This window comes from Mucilaginibacter sp. P2_A5 (assembly GCF_056404995.1).
In genome coordinates this window covers 284,405-298,067 of the sequence record NZ_JBFUCY010000001.1, presented here as the reverse complement: position 1 = coordinate 298,067, position 13,663 = coordinate 284,405, and the positions used below count along the sequence as shown (strand labels likewise).

Below are 13,663 nucleotides of genomic sequence, written 5' to 3'. Positions count from 1 at the left end.
TTTAGGGGTTAAATATTTTTAAGCCTCTTTATGTACCTGCTACAACGCGCTACCTTTAAACCTGGCAGCCTTGACGCTATTTCCTTTCAGGATAAGCTTTACGGCAAATACCATCGTAGGATCCTGATACTCCCGGATTGTCTTTTTGATCGTGCCCAAACTTCTTTCCAGCTTTTTTCGAAACAGAACCACACCGTCCATAGTCAATGAAACTGGTTTATCCAGATTAAGAAGATGGTCATTAAGGTTGATGTTGAGTTCGTTAAAAGTATTTTTGCTGACATGTATTTCGTTACCAACTATACTGACCTCGGCAGTGGCACCCTTGACCTGAGCGTCGTTTGGCGCAGACAGCCAGTAAAAGCGGTGCTGAACCCTATTATCCTCTACCCAAATTACCTTGTCCGGAAATGGATTTCTTTCATGAGCGGCCATCCAGGGTATCGCGATCGTATCCCGCCGGTCCATCCAGTGTGCCTTATCTGCATACAGATGAAAATCGTGGATAAATCCTTTGGGGTCGAGCCTCTGCAGGCTGTCCAATTTTTGGTTGAAGGCGATGGCGAGGGTATTCCGGCTATAAGCCGTGTCTCTGCCACCCATATAAATGGCAAATGGCAGGTTTCGTAGATTAAGCGCGTTGGCATCACCGGGATGCCCTGCCATCATGGAAGCTGCTGCCCAACGGTCGGCCATACGCGGGGCGAGTTGAAATACCCCGTCACCACCCGCAGAGTATCCCAGGATGTAGACTTTATTTGGATTGACATCTTCTAAGATGACAGCATATCGGATTAAGGAATCCAGCAAATTGTCGATATGATCTTCGTGCCATAAATTCCAGGTGTTAGTAGGTGCCCTTGGCACAATACAAAATCCTTCTTTTATCGGATATAGCGTCCGCTGGTTTTCCCACTGCTGATCGTTGACCTTCGGAGGTGCATTTCCACCCCCGTGAAGCGATATGTAGAGGCTACGCCCGCCAGCAGGTTTATCGCCGAATGCCCGATAGGCAATAGGCATGGCATATTGTCCAAAGCGGATAACGCCTTCTGACCAGACCTTCTCTGCCGCCGGACGTAACTTGTTTTTCTCTATCGTCCATTCTTTTCTTCCAAGCTTTTCCGCTTCCACACGGCTTAACCCTTTTTGAGCAAAGGAAGGAATAGCTAAGATGAACAGGAAACAGATCAGCGGAACCAACTTTATCCAATGAGAAAAGAAAAGACTTTTTCCCGGAGAAAAAGTTTTAGTTATATAGTTTTTCATGTTATTTTTCAGTTAATAAGGCCAGAATTCCTTCATTTTCGATAATGAGCATCCCCTGACGATCAGTGGTTATGCCCGTTTGCAGCTTATAAGTATACTTTGGTACGTTACCCTGCATAACCGTTGGTAAAAAAGCGAACTGTACATTTTCGGAGGTTTTCTGCAAAGCTTCGCCAACCTCAATAATATGTGTAGAGATGATAAAAAAGGACTGGTGATATTGCGCAAAAGCCGCTGTAACGGCCAGCGTAGCGTCATACGCATCCTTTACATTGGTGCCTTTGAACAATTCGTCAAATAAGACGATGAAACTATTTCCGGTAGCTACTTCCTCCGCCGCCTTTTTTACCCGCAAAACTTCTGCATAAAAATGACTATACCCCATATTCAGGTTATCGGAGACGTTGATGGAAGAATAAATACCATCGCGAACGGAAAACTGCATGAATTTGGCAGCAACGGGAAACCCCATATGGGCCAGGTAAACTGCAATGCCAAAAGCTTTCATGAATGTAGATTTACCAGCCATATTGGCTCCGGTCAGAAACATCATATTACTGCGTTCGTCAAAATTTACAGGATTGGCAACCCCATTAATTAACGCCGGATGCCATACTTCGCTGATCCTGACCAGATGCTCTGCTTTTGGCACCGCTTCCGCGTAGGTAAATCCACGATCTCTGCCAACTGCGCTTACGGCAATGTAGATATCCAATTTATAGATATTCTCCAGCAGGGTTTCCATGTCGGCCTGCAGCGTTTTTTTGATCAGATAATCATAAGCTGCCAGCTGCACGATGGAAAATTTTGCCGAATTTATTTGTTCCAATAAATTCAGGAGACGGGGATGAGCCAGGATACCTAAGAGTAGGTTTTTTTCATGATCAAAGGGCGTCGTTCCGCCATCATTTAACAAGTTCAGAAACCTGCGCAAATCACTCAACATTTTAATCGTTACCGAAAGGCCCTCCTGTAATTTCACATAGCGTTCATCCTTTAGGAGATAGTTTTGAACCCTGGCAGAAACAACATGTAATAAGGCGCCCGGATAACTGCTGCTGGTGCCTATGCGAAAATAATTTTCCACTTCCTGGAAATCCTGCCTGCTAAATGGGAATTGCAATTTCTTTTCTCCGAAATAGTTAAATAAACCGCTTCGTGTATTGATCGCTTGCGGATCGGTAAGTGGTTGCTGGAACATTTGCTGCAGCAGCTGCTCTCCGCCGCTGGTTTGCACTTTATTGAATAAATTAAAAACAGAACCTGGCGTGTATTTACCCAGTAGGTTCAGATCTTCCTGAGTTTGTTTGTCGACTTTAAAGCTCATAATCCTCGATTCGATATCCGCTCCAGGCCGGATTTTAAGATTTCCAGGATACCTTCATTTTTTACAATCACCATACCATGGCGATCTGCGGTTAACCCCTGTTTTAACGAATAGGTATATACCGGTTGGTTCCCATCCATAAGTGTTGGTAAATACACGAAGTTGATATTGCCGCATTTTTTTTGAAGCACTTCTCCTGCCTCGATGATGTGTGTGGAAATCACAAATTGGCTATTCCGTTTACCTGCAAAGGCTTCTGTAAAAGCAATAGTTGCTTCGCAGGCATCCTTGACATTCGTCCCCCTGAACATTTCATCAAACAGTACAAACAAGTTCTTCCCCTGCTTAAGCTCTAACGCTATTTTTTTAATCCTTAAAACCTCAACATAAAAGTGGCTGGCGCCCATACCCAGGTTATCCGGCAGGTTGATGGTTGTAAACATGCCGTCCAGAACGGAAAATTGCATGTTTTTTGCCGCAACCGGGAAACCCATATGTGCCATATAAAGCGCAATGCTCAGCGACTTCATAAAGGTTGATTTGCCCGCCATGTTTGCCCCGGTCAGAAAAACCACGTTACTGTCTGCTGTAATGCTTATGGAGTTGGGCACCGCCTTTTCCAGCTGCGGATGATAAACGCCTTCAAGCCTTACTTCATTCTGATCTTCAGGCATAGCTTTGGGGAAAATGAAGCCACGATCTGCAGCGACCTTTGCAACAGTGATATATACATCCAATTTATAGATATAGTTCAGTAATTTGACGACCATATCACGGAAGCGGAACCTGAAAAACTCATCATATTCTGCAAATTCCGCGGTCGAAAGTTTTTTTCCCGGCTTTGTTGCTAAGCCATGTAAAAATGCAGAACTATTCAGGATACCCAGGATTTCAGTTCTCTCCGCCCCATAAGATTTCAACGCGTGCGGTTCTAAGCTGTTTAGAAACTGACTCAGGTTTTTCATGAGCTCTAATAAAACGGCAACCCCATTATACATAGAAGAGGTATCTCCGTCTGGCATAACCATGTTGCTTAGCTTTTTGACAACCGAATCATCTTGTGCTGAAAGCTTGGTCCGATGATCAACATTCCGTAAATAGGATTCCACCGTATCAAACTGATGGGCAGGAAAGGGAAACTGTAATCCTGCTTTAGCAAAATATTGAATAGTTTCACTTCTTTCAGTAATCTGTGCATAATCGGACAGCGGGAACCGGAACATCTCTTCCAGTATGGCCGCTCCGCCACGGGTACTCGTCTTGTTAAATAGCTGATAGATGGAATCAACGCCCTGTTTGCCGAAAATATTCAGGTCATTAATTGTTTGTTGATCTGTTAAAAATGGCATCTTATTTTCTTTTTCTCCTGATTAGTATTACGCTTCCTATGGCCAGTAATATGCCCGGAAGCACCCAGATCAGCACGATTCTTAAATTCTTAACCTGGTCTTTGGTAACCAGTACCAGGATATCCTTTGGCATGGGCCGGAAACTGCTGATAGGAAACTGACCATAACTCAGCCAGCTGAAAAGGCCGGTATTAAAGGCAAAGTTTGCAGTTCTCATGTTATAGCGGTTCAATTCCGAATTAGACATTAAATCAGCATCCCCGGCAACGATGATGCGCTGCTCTTTACCGTTTAAATTTCTTGTAACACTTGCCGCGAGCGGAAAGGGCTTTTTCAGGTCGCCTTTCTCCGGTTCAAACTGAACGGTTGCAGAGTCACTTAAGAATTTGTCTTTTTTTAACCAGCTTTTTGTCGCATTGGTGATCAGCAATGGTTTAATATCGTATACCGTTGAACCTTCGATTGAAAGGGCCGCCGCCGTCGGCATGGACACAACGATGCTATCATGATGAACTTGCTTAAGCGGCAGGAAAAGGTTTCCTGCCGCGCTGGTCAGGAAGGGTGCGGCCAGGTCGGGCTGCAGGTCCTTACTTTGTTGTACAATAGCCCCGTTCATCAATTGAACCCCAAATTGTTTGAGCAAGGGATTCAAAACAGCCTGCTTTCCGGGTTCGCCAGAGATCAACAGGTTACCACCGGCATCTATATATTTTTGTAGTTTTGCCGTTGCTGAAGAACTAAGTACGATCTTCGGATCTGCCAATACGAGGGCGGAAATATCGGAGGGAATAACACCGGACTCTAATGAAACGGTGTCAACGTCAAAGCCCTGATTTAACAGCGAATTCCTGAAATTCTTCAAGTTTGTCAGCGCACGATAGTCGCGATCGCCGATTTTGTTGATGTTACGTTCCAGGTTACCCGTTGCAAAAAGAATTTTGGGCATTTTAGTATTCAGAAGCCTTTTTAACGCAGCCGATACCTCCGTTTCAGAAGGCCAGTGCTCGTTATCAGGAAACACGCGCAGGAATGTTTTTCGTCCCTTATATTTCAACTCCATGATGTAATAATTGGGCTCGTGTGAAAGGTCGATCATTTTTCTGATCTCTTCGGGCCGCTTAAACTGATCCAGGCTCATATCACCATTTTTAGCTACCTTTTCGGCAACCTGCGCTAAGGATTTTCCCGGATTTCTTCTGCTAATCTCTTTCCCCAGACCCAGCGTATCGTAATACATAACATTTTTCAGGATGATGTTATGTTTAAACCGAACGTAGGGCGCCCATTCGTTGATGTTTTTCTGGTAGGATTCCGGATTTCCGTCTTCCAAAAATCCGCCGAACAAATTAGCATAACCGGTAACTTCCAGCGGCTCGTCACCAAGTTCCCTGATGATCTTTTGGGTCTCGGGGCTAATGGTGTTGGTTTGGTTTTCCGTAACATCGAAATACACGATGAGTTGAGGAATTGCACTGATACAACCGACGGCCAGCGTGCAAATGACAATGATGCCATAACGGGAAACTTTTACAAGCAACGATGTCGATTCCATGCCGGACTTCAACTTATAGATAGTTAGCCCGAGAAAAAGAAACACAATAGACAGGAAGTAGACGATACCATTACTGGTGATTAGCCCGGCAAGCATCCAGTCCGTACGACCAGCCACGGAAAGGAAGTAAGTTACATCTCTTAAAAATGGCACCCCGCGCCACAAGCCTGATATGTTATACAAGACCCCAAACGTTACAAAGGTGCAGACCGCTGCTACGATCTGATAAGTAGTCAGCGAGGACATAAATAACCCGATAGCTGAATAAGCGCAAAGCAGGCAAAACAAGCCAAGCAAACAGCTTAAAAGCAAACCGGTATCGGGTGATTTAACGGTGAAATAGCTTAAGCCGATAAAAAAAGCGACGATGCCGACCAGTAAAGAACTCAATGCTACCATCGCTGTAAATTTTCCCAATACTATTTCGCGTACACGAATGGGCGAGGAATAGAGCAGCTTTATGGTGCCACTGCTGGTTTCGCGGCTGATAAGGCCCATCGTAAGTAAAGGTAGATAGAGATACAGGTTTCCCATTACAGTCGACAAAAGACCGTTTGCTCCTGAAAATATCCCTGCAATTATGCTGAAAGTATTTTTAAAGCCGCCTTCCTGAATTTCGGCAGAGGATTCCAGCATTTTTGAATACACGATGCCGCATTGAACCGCAAAGATGATAATGAGAAACCAGGCTATTGGAGAATAAAAAAGTAATTTTAACTCTGTCTTCGCAATTCTAAAAATAGTTTTCATTAAGATGTTTTATTGGACTGGTGTTGTGATAGTTGTTTAAATATTTCCTCTACTGAGTTCTTCTCAAGTGTGATCTCCTGAAGCCGCCAGCCTTTGTTAACGCTTTCGTTTACTATGGTCTCGGCGATTCCGGAATCGCCGCTAAAGAACAGCCGAACGAGCTTCTCGGTAAGCAGATCTGCCTTCATCACCCCTTGAATGGCTTCAAGCTCCATGATCGCCGGCATATTGTTCAGGTGAACGAGCATGCTATGCGGCGCTATGTAATTATTGAATGCATCCATGCTATCTTCAAAAACAATCCTGCCGTTCTCTATCATCATGATATCCCTACATAGCAGTTGTACTTCAGAAAGTATATGAGAAGAAAATATAACAACCCTGTCCTTTGCAATGTCTTTGATCAACGCCCTTACTTCGATGATCTGGTTTGGATCCAGCCCGTTTGTTGGTTCATCCAGGACAAGCACTTTGGGCCGGTGTACGATAGCTTGTGCTATCCCCACGCGTTGCCTGTACCCACCGGAAAGGTTTTTTATCAGCCGGTTGCTAAAGTGTGCTATTCCGCAACGCTCTTTGGCCTCTTTAACCGCTTCTTTTCGCTCGTTACCCGACATATGTCTTAATCCGGCGCAATACATAAGATACTCATCAACGGTAAGATCCATATACAGCGGCGGGCTTTGGGGCAAAAAGCCAATTTCCCTTTTTGCCCGCATAGGATCATCCCTGAAGTTTATACCGTTAATGTAAACGTTGCCTTCAGTTTGGTTTAACGACCCGCAAAGAATATTCATGGTGGTAGATTTACCGGCACCATTTGATCCAAGCAGGCCGACGATCCCGTAGCTGTTGATCTCGAGGTTAATGTCACGAATAGCCCAGTTGGCGCTATACTTATGTGACAAATTTTCTATTTTAACAATACTTTTCTGCATTACAGACTTTTTTTTAGGCAATTCAATTCCGTATTGATGAACCCGGCGAGGGTAAATCAATACGGAAAATGAGTAGATGGATTTATTTTGGATTCTGTATTAGTTCCGGATTTTGGTTTACGATTATGGAAGAAAACGGGAAAACGTACCCGTTGCTGTTAGGGGCCAGCGTGTAAGTAACATTCTTAAAAGTACGTGTGACTGTTTTGGCCAGTGAAGGCTCTTTATTTAAGCGTTTTTGGTCAAACCAGCGTAGGCCCGTTCCGAAAAATTCCCTCCTGCGTTCATCAATGACCATTTGCAAAGCCTGTTGGTCACTCGTGGCGGCCAGGGCTACATAATCGCCCGGGGTAAACCTGAATTTACGCAGGTCGTTCAGCATTTGTACTGCTTCATTACGTTGTCCGGCCCTTGCCAGGCATTCCGCCCGGATCAGCCATGTTTCGTTAACTGTTAAGCCAACGCATGCCGGATCGGAACCGCCTCCGGCCCAAAAACCTCTGCCGTTAAAACTTGGATAAAACTGATCACCAAACCTGGTAAACAGCACATACCTCAAATCTTTGGTCCCTAATAAATTCAGCAAGTCATCACTTAACTGTAATGCCGAGTAAGTAGTCCGGGGTATTTTACGCAGAAGGATTTGCTTATTTTCCAAAAGAGTAGGAAAGGGAGCGTTCAAAGGATCGGCTGATTGGTTGTAATCATAAAGCTGTCCTGAAAGCGCCAGCGATTGTTCTGCTGCCTGGCGTGCCGCCCCAAAATTCCGCATGTTTAAATGTACTTTGGCCAGTAAGGCATAAGCTGCCGCCCTGCTCGGCCTTACCGCATTTTCCCTGGTAACCGATATCAGGGGGATAGCTATTTCCAGGTCTTTAAGCACCTGGGCATAAACCTTTGCCACGGTTGCCCGTGGTAAGGGTACAAACAACTTCGCTTCAAGCAAGAGCGGTACCCCCAGGTCGGTATTGGCCGTACCCGCGTCATACTGTTTAGCGTAAGAGTTGACCAGGGTAAAATAGGTAAAGGCCCGCTGTACAAGCGCCTCAGCGTAAATTTCATTCCGTTCCGCCGGCGAACCGCCTTTACTATCCGGAACGCCTGTTATCACGGTGTTATAAGTGTACATCGCTTTATACATTCCATTCCAGTCAAAATCGTCAACTTTTTCCAAATAAAAGGGCTTGTCCCAGGTATACATTGCAAGGTTTGAATTGTCTGTCGAGATTTGATCCTGAATATTTGGATCTTTTAAATCAATGTCATCACAGCCCAAAATGGCCGGATTCCCTGAACCGAATTCAGCACTGGTTTGGCTATTGATCAGTAAGCGGTAATCCTGCGTGTAAACCAAAACTCTTTGTCCCTGAACCGGAACATTTTCGACGTACTTACGGCAAGATGCCAAGGCAAACGTTAGTATGGCTATTAAAAATATTTTTACAATATTCATGATCATGTCTTTGTAAGGTTATAAACTCAGGTTAACTTGGAACGAATAAGTCCGTACGGGAGCCAATTGATAAGTGCTACTTTCGCTATAAAGGTAGTCGGGATCAATTTTCTCCTTATTCGCGGCCCAGATCATACCCAGGTTGCGGCAAACCGCCGATAAGCTTAAAGCCTTAATTCCGAATTTAGCCACTACCTGCTGAGGTACCGAATACGCTAAGCGTACTTGTTGCAACTTTACATTACTTCTGCTTCTGACCAATAAATCAGAATTTGAATACCTTTCCACACTGGTGCCATAATAGTAACCAAGGTTATAATCAGTATTAATTCCGGGAACTGTTGTGGTCAACTCGTCACCGGGATTTTTCCAGCGTTTTGCCAGATCTCCTGCACTGCTTACAAAATCAGTAAGCATGTTGATGGATGGTTTCCGAAAAACTCCACCCAACTGATACTGGAATTGTAAACCCAGGTCAAAGTGCTTATAAGTGACATTTGTAAAATAGGCGCCAAACCAGGGAGAAGCTGTTCTGCCGGAGTAGGCTTTTATATCATAATAGGGATAGTCGGCAGTCGTATAAATTTTACCGGGTTCTTTGGGATCTTCAATAAGTGTTTCGCCCTTAGCATCCAAACCCTTAAACTTGTAGGAGAACAGGAAGTCGGTTGGGTAACCGTCGTGAATAATTTGTCCTTGTGTGACATCTTCATTGCCGATAGGCAACTTAAAGCGCTCGTCATGAATAATGTTGGTATTGTATGACAAGTTGATGGTATTGTTCCAGGTTACAGCATTAGACCGCACCAGGGCGAAGGATAGCCCAAGGTCAACACCTTGCCCATCCAATCTTGCCGCGTTGAATAAGGTTTCACTAAACCCGTAGGTCGCATTGATCGGTAAGGTGTAGAATATGTCTGTGGTGTGTTTCTTGTAGTATTCTAATGTACCGGAAATGCGGCCATTAAATAATGAAAATTCGAGTCCGTAATTTAACATTCTCGTTTTCTCCCACGCCAGGTTTTCCCTTGCAGGACGATTTATGTTAGCATAAGGAAGTCCTGAATAAAAATCCGTCCCCAACAAATCAATAACGGTCACCGGCGCATAGCCTTGTGGCGCGTTTCCGGTGAAACCATAAGTAAAGCGGCCGGATAAGGTGCTTAACCATTCGACGTCTTTCAGGAAGCTTTCCTGTTTCAGATTCCAGCTGACCCCGCCAGACCAAAGCGGGATGGCCCTTTTTCTGCGTTCAACGCCTAAAAGGTTAAAATCATCAAAACGCGCGCTACCCGATATGGTGTATTTTTTGTCGTAAGTGTAAGCGGCGTTTGCGTAATAGGAAAGGGCCCTTGTCGTTTTCTCCACTACCGCCCCGGTTGTGCTACCTATATTGGGGCGCTGGCCATAGATATCCGTGTATCTAACTGTTGGGTTTACAGTACTAAATGAATTAATCTCTTTATTGTAGCCGTAACGGTTCTCTCCACTGGTTTTGTTAAAAACCTCACGGATTTCATTGCCCAGAACCGCATTCAGTTCATGCTTATCGTTCCAGTTTTTATTTACGTTAAGCTGCCCCCTGATATTGTAACTTCTAGCCAATGAATTATTAAGAGCCAATTTCCCACCCATCGGAATACCATAAACCAATTTCCCGGCGGTGTTAACACTCGTTGCCCTATTGATCATGATTCTGGATGCATAGCTGTCAGGCTCCTGGTAATTTTCCCGCTCATTAAAATTCCTGGCCAGGTTGCCAGAAACTGACAAACTCAGCCATGGTGTAATCTTACCATTAACATCAAGGATAAGGCCCAGGTTATTCCCGGTATTTACGGTATTGTTATAATTTAATTCATCAATTGGTGAATATCGAAACGGAAGATATCCCTGGCTTTCAAAAGCCCTGGCGCGTTCAGGCACCATAAAAACATCATAGTATTTGGTGCTCCCGTCAGGATTTTTTAGCATATCATACGGACGCAGGCCTCCGGTTGACATGCTCATGGCCTGTGCCGACGTAGGATTAGTTTTATCTGTGGTGTTGGCATAATTCAGAGATGTATTTATGGTTATGCGATTTTTAAAGAGCCCGGAGCTTGTACCAAGGTTGAAGGAATATCCTTTGTTCCGGTTGCTTTTGTATACCCGGTCATCCGTATAGTAGTAGCCGGACATATAATAAGAGCTATTGACCCCTCCGCCTGACACCGACAGGTTATATTGTTTTGTGACAGGCCTTTGCAGTAAATACTTAGAAATCTGGCCCCGGTTATCATTCTGCCCAAGTGCCGCTATATCCGCATTCATCTGGGCTTCGCTGATTTCTCCCCGCTTGTTCCTAAAGATGATGGCTTGAGCCTGGCTGTTATTGGCCGGAAGATAACTTGATGGCACGGGGTCAGTTAACAGATTGGCGTTGATCATATCTTTTTCCAGGTCTATATATTCGGGGACTGAAAGCCTCGGCCCATACTTTGTGCCTGGTTTTGCACTTGTACTGTAAGTTGTCGAGAAGTTAAAGGTAGGGGCAGCATTTTGCTTACCCTTTTTTGTGGTGACTACAATCACCCCGTTGGCAGCCTGGATTCCCCATATGGAGGCAGCAGCCGCATCTTTAAGAAAAGTTATCTGTTGAATGTCATCCGGGTTGAGAAAGTCTAACGCGCCCCGCGCAATGGAAATCTGGGATGGAAATCCGTCAATAACAAGCAAAGGTTCCACACTCACCTGCGTGTACTGGCCAACTATCGTAGAGATACCGCGAATGTTAATTGTTCCATTACGGCTTTGGCCGGCTGTTGTTTTTGTGGAAACATTAACACCCGGAACCATTCCCTGGATACGTTCAAGCACACTGATCGTCGGAAATTGGGCAAGTTCTTTGGCGGTTATAACTCCAAACGAACCTGTCGCCCGTTCTTTGTTTAAGTTTTGGTAACCTGTATTTACAACGGTGACCGTTGATAACTGTGCCGCTAAGGGCTTTAAAGCAATAACAACGCTCGTTTTCGATTTAAGTACCGTTGTATCCGGTTTATAGCCGATAAATCGGGTAATGATGGTCTCTTTCCCGGAAACGTCAAGCAATTGGAATGTACCTTTGGCATCGGTAATATATAACTTTCCTGCACCTTGAATTGATACACTTGCTCCCGGCATAGGTTCTCCGTTCTCATTAACTACTAAGCCATTTACATCTATGTTGGTAAAAACCGCGCTGATCCTGTCTAATAGTGATGGTTCCTTGCGGGACACTACCACTATTTTATCCTGAATTTCGTAGGCCAACGGCTGATCTTTGAATAATATTTCCAGGACATCTTTTAGCTCCATATTAACCACCCGGATGTTCACGGGCCTTGCTGCCTTAAGGATATCTCCGTCTGCCACAAAATCTACCCCGGTTTGCACTTTAATATTGGCAAACAGCTTAACCAAAGGTGTATTTTTTTCTGACAAGGAAATTTTCTGTGCAAATCCGGCAGCGGCAACTTGCATTAGCGATGCAAACAAAAACAAGCAGGTTAATCGCATGATGAGGAAAATTTTATGGCATACAAGATTTTGTATACCCTGTTTTGTGGTATATTTTCTATACATTTATCTGAGTTTAGTTTAATGCGGCAGACCTCAACTTTCCAGGGCGAAGGTTCGCTGCAAATAGTTTTTAATTAATTTAGAGCTAAACGAAACTTAAACCAGGTTCCGGTTTCCGGAACCTGGTAATTTTGACAGGTAATTATTTACTGACGTATACTTTCCTCCCTTCGATTTTAAAGTGAACTAATTTTGTTGATTCTAAAGCCCGTAGGATCTGGCTTATATTTTTAGTTCTTGAAACATTGCCTGAAAATTTGCCTGCGGGCACACTTCCCTCGTAAACCACCTGGATATTATACCAGCGGGCGATGTCCTGCATTATTTTTTCAATATTCGCGTCGTTAAAAACAAAGTTGCCGTCCTTCCAGGCAAGCGACTCTTCCAACACTGCCTTTGAAACGCTTATCGTTTCCCCCTTCAAAAGCGACTGTTGCCCGGGACTTAGAATGACTTCATCCTTATAAACAATTTTTCCGTGATCGCTCCAGGCGGAGGCCTGATAGCCAACCCTCACGCTGCCCTCGGCAAGTGTTGTAACAATATTTTTGTCTTGCTGGTAAGCTTTAATGTTAAAGTGTGTCCCTAAAACTGTCACTTCCTGTCCATCTGTTTCCACTAAAAATGGATGTAGCTTATCCTTTGCTATCTCAAAATATGCTTCGCCGTGAAGTTCAACCCGTCTATCTTTTAAAGATGAAAAAGAGACAGGGTATTTTAGGGAGGAGGCTGCATTTAACCACACTCTGGAACCATCGGGTAATTTTACCTGGTAGGTTTCTCCCATTGCTGTGGATAATAAATTATGCTGCCCCGATTCAGCGGCGCTGTGTTCTTTGATTTCATAAAGGATTTCTCCATCTGAGGTTTTAGAGATTGTAACCCCGGATTCGTTGGCCAGTTCGCCGGAGGGCATAGCCGAGAGTAGAATTTTCCTCCCGTTAGCCAGCGTTAATGTGGCAACGCTTTTGCCTGGCGCAATATCCTGGTTTGACGAAACAACTTGCGATTGGTTGCCTATAGATAAGATTTGGTCTTTGAATAAAATTGCAATAGCCAACAACGCCGCGATTGCAGCCACTCCGGCAATGCGGGGCCATAATTTCCTAACCTTACGATGAGTCTGAGGTTGGCTCGTTATCTGCTGAAATATTTGCCCGGCACGAAACTCGGAGAGCTCGGGTTGCTTAATTTCGGATGATTGATATTCTTTTTCAACGAGTTCAAACAGGTGCTGCTCGGCACCCTCACTGGCTAAGAAGTTGTTCAATTCCGTTAACTCTTCAACGGACGCCGTTTTAGACTGAAATTTCTTATATAATAAAAGGAGCCTGTTGTCTTCTGTATTCGACATGATTAATGTTCAGGGAATAATAATTGTCCCTTTCCTGTATTAATCCATGAAAAGTTGATAAGGGGGTA

General features: G+C 44.4%; 8 protein-coding genes. All 8 read right to left on the bottom strand.

What is annotated here, in order from left to right; all coding sequences use genetic code 11:
- Nucleotides 1-39: 39 nt before the first annotated feature.
- Nucleotides 40-1,269 carry a hypothetical protein gene (locus AC1DXF_RS01190; RefSeq protein ID WP_477445266.1) on the bottom strand — a complete coding sequence of 410 codons (1,230 nt, stop codon included), beginning with the start codon at nucleotides 1,267-1,269 and terminating at the stop codon, nucleotides 40-42.
- Nucleotide 1,270: 1 nt separating this feature from the next.
- On the bottom strand, nucleotides 1,271-2,596 hold the full coding sequence (locus AC1DXF_RS01185) for a MutS-related protein (protein ID WP_477445264.1): 1,326 nt from the start codon (nucleotides 2,594-2,596) through the stop codon (nucleotides 1,271-1,273).
- Nucleotides 2,593-3,945 (bottom strand): MutS-related protein, encoded by a 1,353-nt coding sequence (locus AC1DXF_RS01180; RefSeq protein ID WP_477445262.1) that lies wholly within the window; start codon nucleotides 3,943-3,945, stop codon nucleotides 2,593-2,595. The genes AC1DXF_RS01185 and AC1DXF_RS01180 overlap by 4 nt, the downstream gene beginning before the upstream one ends.
- Nucleotide 3,946: 1 nt before the next feature.
- Complete coding sequence (locus tag AC1DXF_RS01175) at nucleotides 3,947-6,247, bottom strand: Gldg family protein (RefSeq protein ID WP_477445260.1); 2,301 nt, start codon at nucleotides 6,245-6,247, stop codon at nucleotides 3,947-3,949.
- Nucleotides 6,247-7,185, bottom strand: coding sequence for an ABC transporter ATP-binding protein (locus AC1DXF_RS01170; protein WP_477445258.1), 939 nt, complete (start codon nucleotides 7,183-7,185; stop codon nucleotides 6,247-6,249). The genes AC1DXF_RS01175 and AC1DXF_RS01170 overlap by 1 nt, the downstream gene beginning before the upstream one ends.
- Nucleotides 7,186-7,267: 82 nt before the next feature.
- Nucleotides 7,268-8,638 (bottom strand): RagB/SusD family nutrient uptake outer membrane protein, encoded by a 1,371-nt coding sequence (locus AC1DXF_RS01165; protein ID WP_477445256.1) that lies wholly within the window; start codon nucleotides 8,636-8,638, stop codon nucleotides 7,268-7,270.
- Between the two features lie 18 nt (nucleotides 8,639-8,656).
- Nucleotides 8,657-12,178 carry a SusC/RagA family TonB-linked outer membrane protein gene (locus AC1DXF_RS01160; RefSeq protein ID WP_477445254.1) on the bottom strand — a complete coding sequence of 1,174 codons (3,522 nt, stop codon included), beginning with the start codon at nucleotides 12,176-12,178 and terminating at the stop codon, nucleotides 8,657-8,659.
- Between the two features lie 205 nt (nucleotides 12,179-12,383).
- Nucleotides 12,384-13,595: a FecR family protein gene (locus AC1DXF_RS01155; protein WP_477445252.1), complete on the bottom strand. Its 1,212-nt coding sequence runs from the start codon at nucleotides 13,593-13,595 to the stop codon at nucleotides 12,384-12,386.
- Between the last annotated feature and the right edge of the window lie 68 nt (nucleotides 13,596-13,663).

Excerpts from the sequence above, each read along its gene's own strand:
- AC1DXF_RS01175 (WP_477445260.1), bottom strand. The coding sequence starts at position 6,247 with ATGAAAACTATTTTTAGAATTGCGAAGACAGAGTTAAAATTACTTTTT.
- AC1DXF_RS01180 (WP_477445262.1), bottom strand. The coding sequence starts at position 3,945 with ATGCCATTTTTAACAGATCAACAAACAATTAATGACCTGAATATTTTC.
- AC1DXF_RS01160 (WP_477445254.1), bottom strand. The coding sequence starts at position 12,178 with ATGCGATTAACCTGCTTGTTTTTGTTTGCATCGCTAATGCAAGTTGCC.
- AC1DXF_RS01170 (WP_477445258.1), bottom strand. The coding sequence starts at position 7,185 with ATGCAGAAAAGTATTGTTAAAATAGAAAATTTGTCACATAAGTATAGC.
- AC1DXF_RS01185 (WP_477445264.1), bottom strand. The coding sequence starts at position 2,596 with ATGAGCTTTAAAGTCGACAAACAAACTCAGGAAGATCTGAACCTACTG.
- AC1DXF_RS01165 (WP_477445256.1), bottom strand. The coding sequence starts at position 8,638 with ATGAATATTGTAAAAATATTTTTAATAGCCATACTAACGTTTGCCTTG.
- AC1DXF_RS01155 (WP_477445252.1), bottom strand. The coding sequence starts at position 13,595 with ATGTCGAATACAGAAGACAACAGGCTCCTTTTATTATATAAGAAATTT.
- AC1DXF_RS01190 (WP_477445266.1), bottom strand. The coding sequence starts at position 1,269 with ATGAAAAACTATATAACTAAAACTTTTTCTCCGGGAAAAAGTCTTTTC.